We start from the raw sequence: 19,469 nt of genomic DNA on the forward strand, positions 1-19,469 counted from the left end.
TTAATAATATAATTCGTCCGTTTTAAGGTTCAGGAACCTGGAAGTGGCGAAAAAGGTGCTTAACCAAGTAATGAGCGCTCCCATTAAAAAGATCCCTACAAACAAGGCGGTCAATATTTTTTTATCGTTCAATAATTCCAATTCCGGAAAGCTATTGTTCAAATAATAAAGCACTCCTGCCATTCCAATTAAGGCCAATACTGCTCCAATAATTCCCAATTTCACACTTTGCCAAATAAATGGCCTGCGGATAAAGCTTTTTGTAGCTCCCACCATTTGCATAGTCTTAATTATAAAACGCTTGGAATATACAGCCAATCTAATGGAACTATTGATTAGAAGCACCGCTATAAAAGTGAAGATCCCACTAATCACCAAAATCCAAAAGCTTATTTTCTTAACATTGTCATTTAGGAGAGAGATCAAAGGTTTGTCATAAACCACTTCATCTACATATCCTTTAGCCGTCAAATCCTCAGCAATTTTATCTATTTGATCTGAAGAGACATAATCTGCTTTCATGTGAATATCTATAGAATTTTGTAAAGGGTTATACCCCAAGAACTCCATAAAATTCTCTCCTATCTCCTTGCTATGCTCTTCGGCAGCTTCTTCTTTAGAAACAAATACGCTGGATTTGGTATATTCTGCCAATGCCAAGCTCTTTTTTAACTGCTCGATCTCTACATCTTTGGCAGTATCTTTAAGATAGACTGTTAAGGCGATTTGTTCCTTAAAATGGTCAGCTACTTTCTTGGTGTTCAAGACTAATAGGCCTAAAAGGCCCAATAAAAATAATACTAGCGAAATACTTATAACTACAGAAAAATAAGACGAGATCAATCGGCGTTTTTGATACCTTTCAAAAGATGTACTCATATAGCAATGATAGATTTTGGTGTAAAAATAAGAAAGTTAAGCGTTCACTTTCTTTAAAACGTTCAAACTTTCCAAATTATTCTTATTAGATTAATTTAGTAAAAAATTAAAACTATGAGAATATTGATATATGGTGCTGGTGGAATAGGTGGGTATTTTGGGGGTAGATTGGCGCAAGCAGGTAATTCTGTTAGTATTATTGCCCGTGGAAAACATTTGGAAGCAATTAAAAAGAACGGATTAGAAGTAGAAAGCATCAATGGGAATTTTACAGTTACCCCAACTTTAGCCACAGATAATGTAAAGAAAGTGGAAACTCCCGAATTGATTATTTTGGGAATAAAATCTTGGCAAATCCCTGATGCAGCTAGGGAGGTAAAATCCATTATTAATGAAAACACGATGGTATTGCCACTTCAAAATGGCGCAAATAATGTGGAGAATTTATTGAAAGTGTTGTCTAAAAAGAATATTCTGGGCGGACTTTGTCATATCGTAAGTTTTGTATCAGCTCCAGGAAAGATCGTGCATGCAGGATTTGAACCAAAGATCACTTTTGGGGAATTGGATAATTCCAAATCTGCTAGAGTTCTAAAATTAGAAAAGGTACTTATAGATGCCAAAATCACCAATATAATCCCCGAAGCTATTGATCTTGAAATTTGGAAGAAGTTCTTGTTCATATCCACCATAAGTGCATTAGGCGGATTAACAAGAGTTAGTCTTGGAAAAATGAGGGAAAGCGCATATTTGATGGATGTTATGAGGAAGACTGCCGAGGAAATTAAAAATGTAGCCAATGCCAAAGGAATTTCCTTAGAGCATGTTTAAAAACGATTCACAAGAATCATTCGATTCTATTGAGGATAATCTGACAATTCTGCCACAATACCCAATATTCCTGACTTTCCGGTGTTTTTTCATAATCCTTGTCCAGTCGCCTGAAGAAATTGAAGATCCCGAAGGTCCTTTCGGTGACCCATCTCCACTTTACCGGGACAAAGCCTTTCGAGGATGGCGGGCATGACGAGATCTCCACTTCCAGCCCTATTACCGTCCTCTCGACCCACTCCATGAACACCTTCTTGTAGGCATGGTCGGCCAGTATCTTTTCCATCCGGTCCAGATAGCCCAACAGGGGCTCCACCACCCTCTCGGCCACCGCCCCGTCGGCCTGGTTCGCCGCGCCTACCACAACGCCCCATACCAGGCCGAGGGTATCGGTGATCGCGTGCCGTTTCCGTCCGTTTATCTTCTTGTTCCCGTCGATGCCCTTCGACTCCGAGGTCATCGGCCCCGCCTTGACGGACTGGCTGTCGATCGACAGCATACTGGGTGTTGCCCCCTTTCCCTGCCGCTTCCTCTCCATCATGTTCAGCCCTGCGTTCAGCCTTGAAAGGGTGCCGTCCCGGCCCCACTTCCTGAAATGGTAGTAGACGCTCTCCCATTTGGGAAAGCATTCCGGTAGGTTCCGCCATTGGCAGCCGGTGCGCAATATCCAAAGGATGGCGTCGGCAATGTCGCGCAACTTATAGTGGCCCTTGATTTTAACGGGAAGGAATTTTTTCATAATTTCCCACTGTTGGGCAGTCGATCGGGTGTATCTCGATTTCATAAACTCTGTTTTATTTGTGAACTACAAAGTTTATACTGCCCAACTTTTTTTACAAACTTTCACCCAAATTTGTTTTTAAACATGCTCTTAGCTCATTGTTGTAATCGCCATAAACTGCTAATAAGAATGGGTATGAAGTATCCATTCGTAATTTGGTAATTTCTTTGTATACAGATTTTAGGGTTTTATCTTCTTCTTTCTGTAAAGCAATCGCGACATAGTATTGAGAATATTCGTAAAGGCTTTTTACAATATTTTCTGTTCCTAATTTATCTTTATGGTTATTAAAATAGAGTTTAAAGGTATCATATACCTCTCCAATTTGAGTTTGCTCATCCCAACCTGAATTAAGTATTGCAGGCGTAATGAATTTCGCTTTTATATCAGATTCGGAAAAGTCTTTTTTATTCATCAAATTTTATTTTTTCAAGAATTTTCAAATTCCTATATACTTTTCATTTTTTAAATTTTCGCAATTACTTTATTCTTTAGCCATTCAAAAGCTTTTTCTTGATTATATGCTATTCCCGTTCTCAATAAAGCCTCCATATCTCCGGTGAAATTTGGGTCTTGCTCTTTTTCTTCAATATTTAGTAGAAACTCTTTTTGACTTGGCGGTCTATTTCCTGTTGAAAATGTTGTGTACTCTTTAAAGCATTTAATGATCTGCTCTATATTCAATTCCATTTTCAACCTTGAGTAATCCAAATCGAACAAATCCCTGCCTTTACTGCGTTGGTATAATGCTCGTAATTTTGTGCCCAGTAATTCATTGATATTATAAGTTCGGATATTGGCTTTCCCTTCAAACCAATCACTCTTTATTTCAAAAGGAAACTCTACCCAAGGCAACACGTTAAAATGCTCTTTACAGTTGATTTCCAATTTTAAGCGCAATCTAATTTCTTCATATTCAGAATTGAAACGATATAGTGCTTTTGCTCCGTGTCCTTTAACTTGTGTTTTTCTTGGTTCCTCAAAAAATGTGATTACTTCATTAAGACGTTGCATTATTGGTTTTATAGGACCTGGTTTTATTTGGACCAAATCTATATCTTCAGAATATCTTGGCGCTGGATTCAAATACAATTTGTGAAGGGCGGTATCGCCTCTAAAGGCTAAGTTTTCATTTAAGAATTCATCTGAAAAAATTTCTACCAATGCACGACTAATGACAAGGTCTTGTTCTACTTGATAAAACTGTTTCCAAGGTGCTTGTTCTTGCCATTTCGCTATATAAGGCTTCGGAATCATAAATCGCTCTCTATTTTTATATTCACATCCACTTTCCAATTATTATGAATGGCTCCAGGTCTCTCTTTTGATTTTGGACTCAATAACACCGGATAGTATTTTGATGTCTTTAAGTACTCTTTTATGGGATCGTACAAATTCGATTCAACTTGTAGTTCGTCTTCTAGCAAAAAACCCAAACGTTGTAAGGTGCTTTTGTGAGGATACCAACTAAGTAAGTCTTCTATATCTTGAACGTTTATTTCTTCTGACAGTTCTTCGAGAATGGCTAACATTCTATTGATACCTCCCAACTTGCTTTGATGATGGATTAAATCTACAGCTGTTAACGCTGGACTTGAAATTTTAAAAATACCTGCATCCGATTTTTTCTCTAAAATGTTTTTTGTTGGCCATTTTGAAGTTGTAAAAAAATGAATATCTATCGATGATTTTTTAATATTAGGGAATGACTTATCTGTCATTACATATTCCCGTTGCACTTGTTGATGTCCTGCGCCGTGAAACTTTGCAGCAGAATAAAAGCCTAAGTAATAATTACTATCCAAATAATCAAAAAGCTTATGTGCAAATAACTGCACAGGTAGCTGTTCTTGTTTGGAATATCTTGGTGGAATGATTAAATAAAACCCTTTTCTTAAGTTTACAATTTCCTTTTTGGCTACCAAACGTGAAAGCTCTTGCTTTAAAGCAGTATCAGTTTTATGACACTTTTTTACAAGTTCATCCCAAGAAAACGAGTATTCCTCAAAGGATTGTAGTTGCTTTATATAGTCTGAAATATCCACTTAAAAGTAAATTTTCGAGAAAGATACCATTTTACGGTAATTATCTCGTTATTCTACTATAAAAATTTTTAATTTTGCCAAAGGATTTCCATAAAGGCTATTAGTATCAATTTTATATGAAAACGCTCTTCATCTGTTCCGCAAACAAACAACGCTCAAAAACGGCTGAAGACTATTTGGCTTCAAAATATCCAGGGCACGAATTTCTAAGTGCAGGCACTAATATTAAAATTTGTAGAAAAGAAGGAACAACTGAACTGACTGAGGATTTATTAAAATGGGCCGACAAGGTCTATGTTATGGAAAAGAAACATTTAGACCAAATTAAGAAGCATACAGGCTCAAAGTATTACTCAAAAATTAAGGTGTTAGATATTCCAGATATCTACAAATACTATGATGCTGATTTGATCACGATTTTGGAAGAGAAGGTGTCTTTCTAAAACTACCTTTATAGTGGTAAAAAACTCCTAAAAAGCATCATATATACCATTATAATGGTTTTTTAACTTTCGTCCGATTTGAGATTGTTCAACTACATACCTTAGTAAACTTTCGAGAAAAACACTAAAAATTGGTACTTTACTCGAAAATTTACTAAAACTCGCTCTTAATAATTTTATTTGAACTCATTTATGTGGGTTTGTATACCTAACTCGCATAAATATCCCAAAACTCACAAATTTTTGTTAAAAAGGGGCTAATTCGGTGTCACTAATTTTAGAGGGTCGTTTTAAGTCCTGTAAAACCTCAAAAAATAAAAATTTGGATAGTTCCTCATTCTCCGCTGAAAAGCCCCGTAACACTAGTGTTTACGGGGCTTTGTTTTTAGGGGTGTTGAATTAGGTGTTGTTTATGAGGTTTTTAAATTATTTACTTTTAGAATTTTAAAGGTCGAAAGTGATTTATTGGAAATTTTTTATTGAAACTTAAATGCGGTGTTTTTATTATTGGATATATAATTAGAGCATGTTTAAAAACAAATTTGGGTGAAAGTTTGTAAAAAAAGTTGGGCAGTATAAACTTTGTAGTTCACAAATAAAACAGAGTTTATGAAATCGAGATACACCCGATCGACTGCCCAACAGTGGGAAATTATGAAAAAATTCCTTCCCGTTAAAATCAAGGGCCACTATAAGTTGCGCGACATTGCCGACGCCATCCTTTGGATATTTCGCACCGGCTGCCAATGGCGGAACCTACCGGAATGCTTTCCCAAATGGGAGAGTGTCTACTACCATTTCAGGAAGTGGGGCCGGGACGGCACCCTTTCAAGGCTGAACGCAGGGCTGAACATGATGGAGAGGAAGCGGCAGGGAAAGGGGGCAACGCCCAGTATGCTGTCGATCGACAGCCAGTCCGTCAAGGCGGGGCCGATGACCTCGGAGTCGAAGGGCATCGACGGGAACAAGAAGATAAAAGGACGGAAACGGCACGCGATCACCGATACCCTCGGCCTGGTATGGGGCGTTGTGGTAGGCGCGGCGAACCAGGCCGACGGGGCGGTGGCCGAGAGGGTGGTGGAGCCCCTGTTGGGCTATCTGGACCGGATGGAAAAGATACTGGCCGACCATGCCTACAAGAAGGTGTTCATGGAGTGGGTCGAGAGGACGGTAATAGGGCTGGAAGTGGAGATCTCGTCATGCCCGCCATCCTCGAAAGGCTTTGTCCCGGTAAAGTGGAGATGGGTCACCGAAAGGACCTTCGGGATCTTCAATTTCTTCAGGCGACTGGACAAGGATTATGAAAAAACACCGGAAAGTCAGGAATATTGGGTATTGTGGCAGAATTGTCAGATTATCCTCAATAGAATCGAATGATTCTTGTGAATCGTTTTTAAACATGCTCTTAAATGAAGAACACATTAAAGCAGTTTTTGAAGTGATAAATAAGCTAGACTCAAAAACAACCGCCTCTACACAGCGCGATATTATGGAAGGGAAACCTTCGGAATTGGAAAATTTTAATGGATATATCGTAAATGAAGGAAATCGACTTGGCGTTCCCACTCCAGTGAATCAATTTATCTACGAATGTTTGCTGCCAATGGAGAAACAAGCTAGAATGCAGATAGAATCTAACTAAAATAGGACTTATAAAGAAGTTTAATATTGTAAATTTGCGCGCATTACAGTTAAATATTACTGCGTAATCAGAAAATATCGAGGATGAGTTACCATTTTAATGAGATTGAAGCCAAGTGGCAAAAATATTGGGCAAACAACCAAACTTTTAAAGCAAAGAATAAAAGCGATCTGCCAAAATTCTATGTGTTGGATATGTTCCCATATCCCTCAGGAGCCGGATTGCACGTAGGGCATCCTCTAGGTTATATTGCCAGCGATATTTATGCAAGGTTCAAACGCCATAAAGGTTTTAATGTATTGCACCCTCAAGGTTACGATAGTTTTGGGTTGCCTGCAGAGCAGTATGCCATTCAAACAGGGCAGCATCCTGCGATTACTACAGAAGATAATATAAAACGGTATAGGGAGCAACTGGATCAAATAGGTTTTTCGTTCGATTGGAGCAGGGAAGTGCGTACTAGTGATCCCGAATATTATAAATGGACACAGTGGATCTTTATTCAACTGTTTGATTCCTGGTATGATAGAAATGAAGACAAAGCCCGCGAAATTTCACACTTGGAAACTATATTTTCTTCTGAAGGAAATTCGAAGGTAAATGCAGTTTGCGATGATGAGGTGGAAACTTTTTCGGCTGAAGAGTGGATTGCTTTTTCTTCTGAAGAAAAACAACAGATTCTTTTAAAATACAGGCTTACCTATTTAGCTGAAACCGAAGTGAACTGGTGTCCGGAATTGGGGACCGTGTTGGCAAATGACGAAATTGTAAATGGAGTATCGGAACGTGGAGGATATCCGGTAGTTCGAAAAAAGATGACCCAATGGAGCATGCGTATTTCAGCGTATGCACAGCGATTATTGGATGACCTTTCAGATATTGATTGGCCACAACCGCTAAAAGACTCCCAAACCAACTGGATTGGGAGATCCAAAGGGGCGCTTGTAAAGTTCCCCCTCTTAACCTCATCCCTTCCCCAACCCTTCCCAAAGGGAAGGGAGCCAAAATACCTTACAGGGAATCCTCAAATTTCTGGAGAACTTTTACATCGTGCTAAAGAAATGCGTAAAAACCCCACAAAGGAGGAAACTATTTTATGGCAAAAATTAAGAGCAAAACAACTGGATTGCAAATTTAGGAGACAACATCCAATTGATAATTATATAGTTGATTTTGTATGTCTTTCTAAAAAATTGATAATTGAGGTAGATGGTGAAGTTCATCTTCAACAAAAAGGGAAAGATGAAGAACGTGATCTTAAGCTAGTTCAAAAACTTGGATATAAAATTCTGAGATTCACGAATCAGCAAGTACTAAAAGATATTGATGAAGTAACAAATAAAATAGTGAACACGCTAAACTCCCTCTCCGTTGGAGAGGGCTGGGGAGAGGATGAGAACAATTTGGATAACCAAAAAGGGATAGAAGTTTTCACCACCCGTCCAGATACCATTTTTGGAGTGAGCTTTATGACGCTTGCGCCCGAACATGAATTAGTCAAGGAAATAACTACCTCTGCACAAAAAGAGGCAGTTGCTGCCTATATAGAAAAGTCGGCCAAACGCAGCGAACGTGAACGCATGGCAGATGTAAAGACGATAAGTGGCGTTTTTACGGGTGCTTATGCTATTCATCCGCTAAGTGGGGAGAAAATCCCGGTTTGGATCGGGGATTATGTATTGGCGGGTTATGGAACAGGGGCAGTAATGTCGGTTCCTTGCGGGGATCAGCGGGATTATGATTTCGCGAAGCATTTTGGATTGCCAATTCCTAATATTTTTGAAGGAATAGATATTTCTGAAGAGGCTTATGCCGGAAAAGATGGGACTATCATTGCAAATAGTGATTTCCTTAGCGGATTAAGCTATAAAGAAGCTACTCAAAAAGCAATTGAAGCCTTGGAAGCAGTGAATGCCGGAAAAGGAAAGATCAATTATAGATTACGGGATGCAGTATTTTCCCGACAACGGTATTGGGGAGAGCCATTTCCTGTATATTATATAAATGGTTTGCCGCAAATGATCGCAGAGGAACATTTGCCATTAAAATTACCAGAAGTAGAAAAATATCTTCCAACCGAAGAAGGCGAGCCACCATTAGGTCGTGCCAAAGATTGGTATTGGAATACTAAGCTAAATAAAGTAGTTTCCCCTCCTTTGGAGGGGTCAGGGGAGGATATTTATCCTTTAGAACTGAATACAATGCCAGGTTGGGCGGGAAGTTCATGGTATTTCTTTAGATATATGGATGCCGATAATGAAGATAGATTTGTTTCAGAAGAAGCCCAGAAATATTGGGAAAACGTAGATTTATATATCGGTGGAAGTGAGCATGCAACCGGTCACTTATTATATTCCAGATTTTGGGTGAAGTTTTTATACGATCGCGGAATGGTGACGGTAAAAGAACCTTTCAAAAAACTCATCAATCAAGGGATGATCTTGGGAATGAGCGCTATGGTTTATAGAATTGAAGGTGAGAATACCTTTGTTTCCCAAGGTTTGATTGGGGGTAAAAATGTACAACCAATACACGCCGATGTTTCAATGATAAATTCTTCAGATGAATTGGATGTGGAAGCTTTCAAGAACTGGAGGCCAGAATTCGCAGATGCCAAATTTATTTTAGAGAATGGAAAATATACTGTTGGAAGAGAGGTCGAAAAAATGTCCAAATCCAAATACAATGTTGTGGGTCCAGATGAGATCTGTTCTCAATACGGCGCAGATACATTGCGTATGTACGAGATGTTCTTGGGACCATTGGAACAAGCTAAACCATGGAATACCGCTGGAATTACGGGAGTTCACAGCTTCTTGAAGAAGCTATGGAAATTGTATCATTCCTCCCCCGACCCCTCCAATGGAGGGGAGGCATCTTTTCATGTTTCAGAAGAAAAAGCTTCAGCCGATTCCATGAAAACCTTGCATAAAACCATTAAAAAGGTAACTGAGGATATTGAACAATTTAGTTTTAATACGTCGGTTTCAACATTCATGATCTGTGTAAATGAGTTAACTGCTCAAAAATGCGATCAGCGGGAAGTATTGGAGCCACTTGTTATTTTAATAGCTCCTTATGCCCCACATATTGCCGAAGAACTTTGGAATAAATTAGGACATAATAGCTCTATAACAACTGCGATCTATCCTGTTTTTGAAGAAAAATATGTGATGGAAAGCACGAAAAAATACCCAATTTCTTTCAATGGAAAAATGCGATTTACCATGGAACTATCTTTGGAACTGGGAAAAAATGAAATAGAGGCAGCAGTAATGGCAGATGAAAGGACCCAAAAACAAATGGATGGTAGAGATCCTAAGAAAATAATTGTAGTGCCCGGGAAGATTGTGAATATTGTTGGCTAGTCTTAAGAGCAAATAATTAAATGACATTTAAGTATATTTGATATATGGAGTATCTTTTAATTGGATTGGGAGTTGGAGCTATTTTGGCGTATTTTATTTTTGCCAGGCTCCATAAGAACAAAAACAGGTCACGGGCAGATGAGCAATCTGTTATTTTAATGGATAAAATTAAGAGTGTTTGTAAATTTATTTCTGTGGAAGGAGATTTTTCTGAAATCTATCATTATGAAAATTTAAAAGATAAATATGTAAGCTTGCTTTTAGGGAAGAAAAAAGCGATCATTCTTATTACCGCGAAAGCACATATAGGTTTTGATCTTAGCAAAGTGCGAATGGATAGCGATGTAGAAAACAAGAAGATTATTCTCACCAATTTTCCAAAACCCGAGTTGCTTACCGTAGAAACCGATTTTAAATATTACGACAAGCGCGAAGGTTGGGCAAATCCTTTTACAACTTCAGACCTTACCGATATTAGCAGGGATTCAAAAAAGCATATTGTAGATAAGATCCCTCAAAGTGGTTTGCTTGAAAAAGCTGAAAAAGAGGCAGTGGGAACTATTCTACTAATGGAAAAAATCGTAGAAACTATTGGCTGGAAATTGGATTATTCAGCTTTGGAAGTTTCTTCAAAAGAACCGGTGAAGATTTCGAAATAGGTTTGTCAAACTGAGCCTAACTTAGAAGTTTAATAATATTACACCTTCTTTAAAAGATCCTTCCTGCCGTCGGGATGACAAATGAAGAAGTAAGAATGTCATTTCGAGATCCGTGATAAAAAAATTATCCAGCGTAGGAAATTGACGTGTTTTTTATATAAGCTGATGGGATGCTGAAACAAGTTCAGCATGACGACAATTCCGCATCGTCAGCCTGAACTGGTTTCAGGGTCTTGGATTCACAAATACATAAAAACACGTCAATGGTAGCGGAGCAGAGAAATCTTGGTATTTCTACATGCTCTAAAAGAGCACTACAATCTTAGGAACTATGGACATCGAAACTTATAGAGATTATTGTCTTTCCAAGAAAGGCGTGACCGAAGGTTTGCCTTTTGGACCAGATAACCTTGTTCTTAAGTTAATGGGCAAGATCTTTACCATTGCTTCTTTAGATGAGGTGCCATTAAGAGTGAATTTAAAATGCGATCCGGAAAGAGCCATAAGTTTGCGCGATGAGTATCCTGAAACTGTTCTACCGGGCTATCATATGAATAAAGTTCACTGGAATACCTTGATCATAGATGGCAGTCTTCAAAAAACGCTTATCTTCGAGCTTGTAGATCACTCGTATAATTTGATACGTGAAGGCTTAACCAAAAAACTGAAAGAGGAGCTGGACCTACTCTAACCATAGCGTTTAAATTTCATGACAGCATTCGATTTTTATACCCAGGAAAAAGCAATCCAAAAAAAACATTTATTCAACGCAAACAGGCAACTAAACGTGTCGAGTATGATGCGCCTGATCCTTTTTCTAGGAACTGCTTTTGGCATCTATTACTTTTATCCAGATTGGAAGATCGCCGCTTTAATCGGCGTGGTGGGATTTGGGATATTTCTATACTTGGTTTCACGCCATTCAGATCTTAAATACAAACGCAATAAGATCGACGAACTGGTAAAGCTCAATGAAACAGAACTTGAAGTTCTAAATAGGAATTTTTCTCATTTAGCGACCGGACAGGAATTTGAAGATCATGACCATCCCTTTAGTCAGGATATAGATTTATTTGGAAATGGTTCTTTTTTTCAATATTTAAACAGGACTTCCTTAAAAGATGGAAAGAAAAAATTAGCTGGTATCCTTACCGAAAACTCTATAGCAAATATTGATGAAAAGCAAGAAGCTATCAAAGAATTGGCAGAAAAGGCAACTTGGAGGCAGGAATTTTCTGCCGTTGCTAAGCTAGTTAAAACTGAAAACACTTCTAGCAACGTGCTTTCATGGCTCGCTGATTATAAGACTTTTGTTCCTAAAATAATGTTTTGGCTAAGTTGGACCTTTACGGCAATTTCCTTACTGCTAATAGCTGCATATTATACCCAAAGTATCAATGGATGGTTTGTTTTTGGCTGGTTTTTGGTTGGCTGGGGGATTACAGCAATCTATGTGAAGAAAATAAATGTGATGGCAAATAATGTTGGAAAAGTACAGGATACTTTTCATCAATATTATCAGTTGTTGGGAATGATCGAGTCTGTTACTTTTAAATCGGAAATCTTAAAAGAGCAACAATTAGCAGTAAAATCTGAAGAAAATAAAGCTTCAAAAATATTAAAATCGTTTTCCAAAGCTATCGATGCTTTGGATCAGCGGAATAATGCCATTTTTATCGCTATTGGGAATGGATTTCTTTTGTGGGACCTAAGGCAATCCCTGCGACTTGAAAAATGGATCCTGGCGCATCATGTAAATGTAAAAAAATGGTTTGAGGTCATCGAATTTATAGATGCCTACAACAGTCTTGGGAATTTTGCATTTAATCATGCGCACTATAGTTTTCCCGAGATCCATAGCGACAAATCTGTTATAAAAGCGGAAAACCTGGGTCATCCTTTGCTAAATCCTGAAAAACGGGTAGATAATGATCTTTTAATTGATAACGAACATTTTCTTATTATTACCGGCGCCAACATGGCCGGGAAAAGCACTTTTTTGAGAACAGTGTCTTTACATATTGTGATGGCGAATATCGGGCTGCCTGTTTGTGCTGAAGAAAGTGAGTATACTCCAATCAAATTGATCACTAGTATGAGAACCACAGATTCGCTGAGCGATGACGAGTCTTATTTCTTTTCTGAATTGAAGCGCTTGCAGTATATTGTAAATGAAATTCAGGAAGATAAATACTTTATCATTTTAGATGAAATACTGAAGGGTACAAACAGCACCGATAAAGCGATTGGTTCCAGAAAATTCATTCAGAAACTGGTAAAATCCAGATCTACCGGGATTATTGCAACGCACGATCTAAGTTTGTGTGAGGTTGCTAATGAATTAAATGAAGTGGAAAACCATTATTTTGATGCAGAAATCGTGAATGATGAGTTGTTTTTCGATTATAAGTTCAAAGAAGGAATATGCCAAAATATGAATGCCTCTTTCTTGTTGAAGAAAATGAACATCGTAGATTAGTTGCACTGCGACTTCTATTATTGTTTTATATTAAAGGGAATGTCATATTGAGCGGAGTCGAGATGTATTGCCAGACATTTCTAATGCAGTCTTCGACAGGCACAGACGCATGATTGCAAATAAATGTCATTCTGAATGAAGCATAGCGTAATGAAGAATCTCAATAACCCAACATTTCGTTGTAGAAGAGATCCCTCCTCCCGTTGGGATGACAATCGAACATCAATGTCATGCTGAGCCTGTCGAAGCATCTCGACTCCGCTCGATGTGACATACAAAACCCAAGTCACGTCATTCTGAACTTGTTTCAGAACCTAAAAATTCCGTTACTTTAAAGAATTATAATTCCTGAATGAAGAATTTTTTCCAGCTGCACAAAATGTCGTTTTTGCTTATTGTAACTACTGCGGTATTTTACTTTTCTTTCGCTTACGACTTGGAACGCTCTGATTTTTTTAAACTTATCGGAATTTACTCGGGAGCTTTCTATTTAAGTTGGAAACTTTATACTATTGAAAAAGTAAATTTTTGGTTTCTTGCCGGTGCGATGCTATTGTTTAGATTGCTTTTCATAAGTGCAATCCCCAATCTCTCACAAGATTTCTACCGATTTCTATGGGATGGGAGAATGATCGCCGCTGGTTTTAATCCGTATTTATACTTGCCGGAAAATTTAATCGAGCTGGGAACGGCTCCAATTGCGCAAGCTAGAGAACTGTTTAATGGCATGGGGGCGCTTAATGCGAGTCATTACACAAATTATCCCCCATTAAACCAGTTGTTATTTGCGATAGCAGGAGTTCTGTCAGGAAAGAGCATCCTAGGTTCGGTTATAGCTTTAAGGATGCTTATTATTACAGCAGATATCGGTGTGCTATACTTCGGAAGAAAACTGCTGGTGAATCTCGAGTTACCGGAATCCAGGATATTTCTATATCTCCTAAATCCTTTCATAATTATAGAACTCACCGGAAACCTTCATTTTGAAGGGGTGATGGTTTTCTTTTTAGTTTGGAGTTTGTATTTACTTCAGCAAAAAAAATGGATCGGGAGCGCGATCATCTTCGCCTGCTCTGTGCTTCTGAAATTGGTCCCGCTGATGTTTTTGCCACTATTCTTTGGATATTTTATCTATAAAAAAGAGAATACTCATGAAGTTGAAAAGGAATCTAAACTAGGGCTAGCCAAGTTGTTGGGATTCTATTTAATTGTTGGAATTACTGTAGTATTGGGTTTCTTACCTATTCTATCTTCAGCATTTATTGAAAATTTTATGGCAACGATCAGCCTTTGGTTTCAGAAATTCGAATTTAACGCCAGTATCTATTATATCGTTCGTTGGCTCGGATTTCAGGCAAAGGGGTATAACATTATAGAAACTGCGGGAAAAGCGCTCCCATTGGTCACCATCGGGATATTGGCAGGTTTATCGTTCTTCAGAAAAAACAATTATTTTGAAAAATTGCTTTCTGCCATGCTTTTTGGTTTTACCGCTTATTTGTTTCTTTCTACCACGGTACATCCCTGGTATCTGGCAACACCCTTAATTCTTTCAATATTTACCAAATATAGGTACCTTTTGGTCTGGACTTTTGTGGTGATTTTGAGTTATGCTGCATACACGACAAACGGATTTCAAGAAAACTTATGGTTGGTAGCAATTGAATATATTCTTGTTTTTATGATGTTAGTGTGGGAACTTTTCCGCAGAAAAAATGGAAAATTATTTAATCGTTGTTCTTCTTGATCAAGAATAAATTCCTAATATAAACGATGGCACCAAAAAAGTGGGCGGCCAATAAAACCGGATCCTTTCTAAAAATAGCATATGTGAAAATAAGCGCAGAACCACTAAGGCTCAAAATCCAAAAGCCTTTAGGCAAACTGGATTTTTTATATTTTTCAGAATAGATCCATTGATATATAAACCTACAGGTGTAAACCAGTTGTCCAATAACCCCTAAAATAATCAGCCACATGGCTATATCTTCATTTTGAAGAAAATCGCTCTTTTGTTTCTGGCTAAATAAAAGCAAATAGCTAGCAATAAGAATAGGAGCAAGAAAAACTGTGATCTTAAAGATCAACCTGGAGCTTTTCCACTCATGCTGAAGTTTTAAATTCCTGAAATAAACACCGTATATCAATACCTGGCCAATCATTATGGGAAGATCATTTCTAAGATATCCGTAGATAAAAAGTAATAAAGCAGCTAATAAACTCAGTTTCCAATAAACAGTTGGGGTTTTAACTTTCTTGGCTTTTTCAGAAAGAAACCACTGTGTGATTAGCCGTGTAGAGAAAAGCAATTGCGCCAAAAATCCAATACTGTAAATAACCCAACTGCTCATTATCGTGTTTTATGTAAATATGCTTAAATAAAAAACTGCTTATTAAAAGATGGTCGCCAGAAATAATGAAGAATTAAATGTATATCCATTTTTTGTCCTAATAGTTCTTTCGTCATCCTGAATTTATTTCAGGGTCTCAATATTGTATTGATTTATATTGTAGAGAGATTCTGAAACAAGTTCAGAATGACGTCTTTTTTCAGTTTAGGATCTTTACTGACAAGCAAAAGAATTAATTAGTTCTTCAAAAATAATCTTCCGGGTGGACGCAACTTCCAATAAGTAGCTTAAATATTTTTTAACACTAATTTACATATCTAATAAATAAGCAAATATTAAGGGAGCAACAATAGTCGCATCACTTTCAATAATAAATTTAGGGGTATTGATGTCCAATTTTCCCCAAGTGATCTTTTCATTTGGAACTGCTCCGGAATAAGATCCATAACTGGTTGTGGAATCCGAGATCTGGCAGAAATAATTCCAAAAGGGAGTGTCTGTACGTTCCATATCTTGATACAACATTGGCACCACGCATATTGGGAAATCTCCCGCAATACCTCCACCAATCTGGAAGAAACCAATTCCTTCCTTAGAATTTTCGGTATACCAATCGGCTAGGAAAGTCATGTATTCAATCCCAGATTTCACGGTACTCGCCTTTAATTCGCCTTTTAAAACGTAAGAAGCAAAGATGTTCCCCATGGTACTATCTTCCCATCCCGGAACCACTATTGGAAGATTCGCTTTTGCAGCAGCATACATCCAAGAATCCTTGATGTCTATTTCATAGTACTCTTCCAATACTCCGGAAAGTAAAAGCTTGTACATGTATTCATGTGGGAAATAGCGTTCTCCGGCAGCTTCAGCATCTTTCCAGATCTTCACGATATGTTCTTGGATTCTTCTAAATGCTTCTTCTTCTGGAATACAGGTATCTGTAACCCTGTTCAAACCTTTTTCTAAAAGATCCCATTCGTCTTGAGGCGTAAGGTCTCTATAATTTGGCACTCTCTTATAATGAGAATGCGCAACCAAATTCATAACATCTTCCTCTAAGTTTGCTCCTGTACAAGAAATTATTTGCAATTTATCCTGACGGATCATCTCTGCAAATATCTTTCCTATTTCGGCAGTACTCATGGCACCCGCAAGGGAAACCAACATTTTGGAACCTTGTGCCAACTGCTTTTCATACCCTTCAGCAGCATCAACAAGCGCAGCGGCATTAAAATGTAAATAGTACTTCTTAATAAATTCGGAAATCGCTCCTTTACTCATCTTCGTCTTCGTCTGGGTTATGATTTGAATATTTGAACTTATAGCTCAACATTTTATAGTATAATTTTGCAGCAAGGAAATCTGAAGATTTATCCACATCGTTTGGACAAAGTTCTACAATATCGAATCCTACTACATTTTTCTTTTTAAAGATCATTTTAAGGAATTCCAAGGTTTCATACCAAAGTAATCCACCCGGTTCCGGAGTTCCTGTAGATGGCATAATAGAAGGATCAAAAGCATCCAAATCTATCGTAATAAATACATTTGGCGTCATTTGGCCAATAGCATCCTCTGTCCAGTTTTCATATAAATCATCGCCAAAATACACTTGGTTTTCGTCCATGTGCTCCAATTCTGAAACATCCATAGATCGAATTCCAACCTGAACAAGGTTGGTGGTTTTACTGGCTTCGTGAAGTGCACAAGCATGATTGCATTTAGAACCTTCATATTCCGGTCTTAGATCTGCGTGAGCATCTAGTTGCACCACGGTAAGATCTGGAAATGCTTCGTTAAAGGCACGAATGGTACCAATACTTATAGAATGTTCTCCTCCAAAAATGGTCACAAATTTTTCTTGGTTGATGTAATTTTTGGTGGTTTTGTGAACAGCTTCCACCATTTTCTCTGGGGAAGAATTTTCTGTTACCGGCGGGGCCAAGTAAATCCCTTTTCTGTAAACTTCTGTACGGGTCTCAATGTCGAAAAGTTCCATATTTTCTGAAGCTTCCAAAAAAGCATCTGGTCCTTTATCTGCGCCTTTTTGCCAGGAGCTTGTTCCATCATATGGAACAGGGATCAATACCACTTGCGCATCGTCTAGGCGTGCATATTTTTCTGGTATCCCGGCGTAATTCTTTTTGCTCATTGCTTGATTTTAAAAGTTTTAAGTTGACTCCCTCATGGAGGGTTTAGTTCCCCGAGGCTTGCCTCGAATTTTTTAAATTATTTCCAAATCCATACCTCGTGGTCTTTCCATAAGTTATTGATTTGCAGTGGTTAAAGTTATAAATTTTTTTAAAGCTATTTGTTTCTATCGTAGCCCAAGATATGCAAAAGATCTTCGGCGTTCTGCTGTTCACTAAATACTTTGGTGGTTAAGGTCCCATCTTCTTCCCTATCTATTAAGATATGTTTTGGTTGCGGGATCAAACAGTGTTGCAATCCACCAAATCCACCAATACTTTCTTGATAAGCACCTGTATTAAAGAAACCTATGTAAAGTGGTTTTTCTTTTTTATACTTCGGAAGATAGATCGCATTGGTATTTTGTTCAGAATTGTAATAATCGTCACTATCGCAAGTAAGGCCACCTAACAAAATACGCTCATATTCATCGTTCCACCTATTTATAGGCAACATTACAAATTTCTTGCTTATGGCCCAAGTATCAGGAAGCGTGGTGATGAAAGAGGAATTTATCATGTTCCATTTCTCACGATCGTTTTGTTGCTTTTGGTAAAGGATCTCATAAATTGCCCCTCCACTTTCACCAACGGTAAACGATCCAAATTCGGTAAAAATATTAGGCACTTCTACCTCATATTCTTCACATGTAAGTTTGATCTGGTTGATGATCTCTGAAACCATATATTGGTAATCATATTCAAAAGCAAGCGAATTTTTAATTGGAAATCCGCCGCCAATATTTAAACTATCTAGTGTAGGACATACCTTTTTTAAATTGATATACACCTTTAAACACTTGTTTAGCTCGTTCCAGTAATATGCCGTATCCCGAATCCCCGTATTGATAAAAAAGTGAAGCATTTTAAGCTCTACTTGGGGATTATCTTTTACTTTTTTATTGAAAAAAGGAACGATGTTCTTATATCCAATCCCCAATCTAGAGGTGTAAAATTCGAATTTTGGCTCTTCTTCAGAAGCGATCCTAATTCCAATTTTATAAGGATCGTTTATCTTTTCTGAAAGAAGATCGATTTCCTCGTAATTATCTATTATAGGAATGCAATTCTTATGACCCTCATTCAAAAGATCTGCAATATTACTGATGTATTGATCTCTTTTAAAACCATTACATATTACATAAGCGTCTTTAGAGAGCTTTCCCGATTTCTTTAATTTTTGAACAATATTGATATCAAATGCAGAAGAGGTTTCAATATGGATATCATTATTTAAAGCCTCGTTTAAAACGTGCTCGAAATGTGAGCTTTTCGTGCAGTAGCAATAATTATATTTTCCTTTATAATCGTGTTCTTCAATGGCATTTTTAAACCAATCTTTTGCCCTATTTATATTCTCCGAAATCTTTGGAAGATAGGTGAACTTAAGTGGTGCGCCGTACTGCGCTACCAATTTCATAAGATCTATACCATGAAATTGCAGCTCATCATCTTCTAGTTTAAATTCTTCCTGTGGAAAATAAAAGGTTTGCTCTATTAAATCGCGATATTTTGTATTCAATGCTGTGTTTTAATTGTTAGGTTAAAATTTAGAAATTAAATAATACTGTCAAAAGGATTGACTTGTAAATTATTGTTAAGATAAATTGAAGGGAAGTCGCTAAATGTAAGCGCGTCGAAATCTTTCGAGCCGAAGGCTGAATTAAAAACTTGAAGATCAAGGTCTTCACTTAAAAACAACATCAACGTTATCAATTGAGTTTATTTAATCCCTCATTGAGGGTTTAATTCCCCGAGGCATGCCTCGGATTTTTAAAAGGATTATTTAATTCAGACCCCTG

Annotated in this window: 18 protein-coding genes; 9 read left to right on the plus strand and 9 right to left on the minus strand. The window is 37.7% G+C overall.

The window, feature by feature from the left end; translation table 11 throughout:
- Window positions 1-879, minus strand: coding sequence for a cell division protein FtsX (locus tag JM83_RS07900; protein ID WP_144960952.1), 879 nt, complete (start codon window positions 877-879; stop codon window positions 1-3).
- Between the two features lie 114 nt (window positions 880-993).
- On the opposite strand from JM83_RS07900, the gene JM83_RS07905 reads away from it, so the two are divergent.
- Window positions 994-1,710 carry a ketopantoate reductase family protein gene (locus JM83_RS07905; protein ID WP_261376397.1) on the plus strand — a complete coding sequence of 239 codons (717 nt, stop codon included), beginning with the start codon at window positions 994-996 and terminating at the stop codon, window positions 1,708-1,710.
- 16 nt (window positions 1,711-1,726) lie between these two features.
- Here JM83_RS07905 and JM83_RS07910 read toward each other — a convergent pair whose 3' ends face one another.
- From JM83_RS07910 to JM83_RS07925, 4 genes are read right to left on the minus strand one after another with little or no spacing between them, the layout of a single operon-like run.
- A complete protein-coding gene (locus JM83_RS07910) occupies window positions 1,727-2,494 on the minus strand; it encodes an IS5 family transposase (RefSeq protein ID WP_144959460.1) in 768 nt (255 codons plus the stop codon).
- A gap of 49 nt (window positions 2,495-2,543) precedes the next feature.
- Window positions 2,544-2,906, minus strand: a complete 363-nt coding sequence (locus tag JM83_RS07915; RefSeq protein ID WP_144960954.1) for a hypothetical protein — start codon at window positions 2,904-2,906, stop codon at window positions 2,544-2,546.
- A gap of 50 nt (window positions 2,907-2,956) precedes the next feature.
- Window positions 2,957-3,748 (minus strand): nucleotidyl transferase AbiEii/AbiGii toxin family protein, encoded by a 792-nt coding sequence (locus tag JM83_RS07920; protein WP_144960956.1) that lies wholly within the window; start codon window positions 3,746-3,748, stop codon window positions 2,957-2,959.
- A complete protein-coding gene (locus tag JM83_RS07925; RefSeq protein ID WP_144960958.1) occupies window positions 3,745-4,536 on the minus strand; it encodes a type IV toxin-antitoxin system AbiEi family antitoxin in 792 nt (263 codons plus the stop codon). The genes JM83_RS07920 and JM83_RS07925 overlap by 4 nt, the downstream gene beginning before the upstream one ends.
- A gap of 116 nt (window positions 4,537-4,652) precedes the next feature.
- Here JM83_RS07925 and JM83_RS07930 point away from each other — a divergent pair, with 116 nt between their 5' ends.
- The 8 genes from JM83_RS07930 to JM83_RS07965 all read left to right on the plus strand — a co-directional run bounded on the left by JM83_RS07930 (window position 4,653) and on the right by JM83_RS07965 (window position 14,874).
- Window positions 4,653-4,979, plus strand: a complete 327-nt coding sequence (locus tag JM83_RS07930) for a phosphotyrosine protein phosphatase (protein WP_144960960.1) — start codon at window positions 4,653-4,655, stop codon at window positions 4,977-4,979.
- A 609-nt stretch (window positions 4,980-5,588) separates the two neighbouring features.
- Window positions 5,589-6,356: an IS5 family transposase gene (locus tag JM83_RS07935; RefSeq protein WP_144960962.1), complete on the plus strand. Its 768-nt coding sequence runs from the start codon at window positions 5,589-5,591 to the stop codon at window positions 6,354-6,356.
- 22 nt (window positions 6,357-6,378) lie between these two features.
- On the plus strand, window positions 6,379-6,621 hold the full coding sequence (locus tag JM83_RS07940) for a ketopantoate reductase family protein (protein WP_261376398.1): 243 nt from the start codon (window positions 6,379-6,381) through the stop codon (window positions 6,619-6,621).
- An 83-nt stretch (window positions 6,622-6,704) separates the two neighbouring features.
- On the plus strand, window positions 6,705-9,989 hold the full coding sequence (gene leuS / locus JM83_RS07945) for a leucine--tRNA ligase (RefSeq protein WP_144960965.1): 3,285 nt from the start codon (window positions 6,705-6,707) through the stop codon (window positions 9,987-9,989).
- A 44-nt stretch (window positions 9,990-10,033) separates the two neighbouring features.
- Window positions 10,034-10,648 carry a DUF4230 domain-containing protein gene (locus tag JM83_RS07950; RefSeq protein WP_144960968.1) on the plus strand — a complete coding sequence of 205 codons (615 nt, stop codon included), beginning with the start codon at window positions 10,034-10,036 and terminating at the stop codon, window positions 10,646-10,648.
- Between the two features lie 331 nt (window positions 10,649-10,979).
- On the plus strand, window positions 10,980-11,339 hold the full coding sequence (locus JM83_RS07955) for an MmcQ/YjbR family DNA-binding protein (RefSeq protein WP_144960970.1): 360 nt from the start codon (window positions 10,980-10,982) through the stop codon (window positions 11,337-11,339).
- An 18-nt stretch (window positions 11,340-11,357) separates the two neighbouring features.
- Complete coding sequence (locus JM83_RS07960; RefSeq protein WP_144960972.1) at window positions 11,358-13,127, plus strand: MutS-related protein; 1,770 nt, start codon at window positions 11,358-11,360, stop codon at window positions 13,125-13,127.
- Window positions 13,128-13,479: 352 nt separating this feature from the next.
- Window positions 13,480-14,874, plus strand: a complete 1,395-nt coding sequence (locus JM83_RS07965; protein WP_261376399.1) for a mannosyltransferase — start codon at window positions 13,480-13,482, stop codon at window positions 14,872-14,874.
- On the opposite strand, the gene JM83_RS07970 is transcribed toward JM83_RS07965, so the two are convergent.
- The 4 genes from JM83_RS07970 to JM83_RS07985 form a co-directional block, all read right to left on the minus strand.
- Window positions 14,855-15,478 carry a lipid-A-disaccharide synthase N-terminal domain-containing protein gene (locus JM83_RS07970; protein WP_144960974.1) on the minus strand — a complete coding sequence of 208 codons (624 nt, stop codon included), beginning with the start codon at window positions 15,476-15,478 and terminating at the stop codon, window positions 14,855-14,857. The genes JM83_RS07965 and JM83_RS07970 overlap by 20 nt on opposite strands.
- 309 nt (window positions 15,479-15,787) lie before the next feature.
- The gene (locus tag JM83_RS07975) at window positions 15,788-16,759 is read right to left on the minus strand and encodes a deoxyhypusine synthase family protein (protein ID WP_144960976.1); all 972 of its coding nucleotides are present in this window, start codon (window positions 16,757-16,759) and stop codon (window positions 15,788-15,790) included.
- Entirely contained in the window at window positions 16,752-17,630 is an 879-nt protein-coding gene (speB, locus tag JM83_RS07980) for an agmatinase (RefSeq protein WP_144960978.1), read from the minus strand. The genes JM83_RS07975 and speB overlap by 8 nt, the downstream gene beginning before the upstream one ends.
- A gap of 155 nt (window positions 17,631-17,785) precedes the next feature.
- Window positions 17,786-19,189 (minus strand): arginine decarboxylase, encoded by a 1,404-nt coding sequence (locus JM83_RS07985; protein ID WP_144960980.1) that lies wholly within the window; start codon window positions 19,187-19,189, stop codon window positions 17,786-17,788.
- Window positions 19,190-19,469 lie beyond the last annotated feature (280 nt).

This window comes from Gillisia sp. Hel_I_86 (genome assembly GCF_007827275.1).
Taxonomy (GTDB): domain Bacteria; phylum Bacteroidota; class Bacteroidia; order Flavobacteriales; family Flavobacteriaceae; genus Gillisia.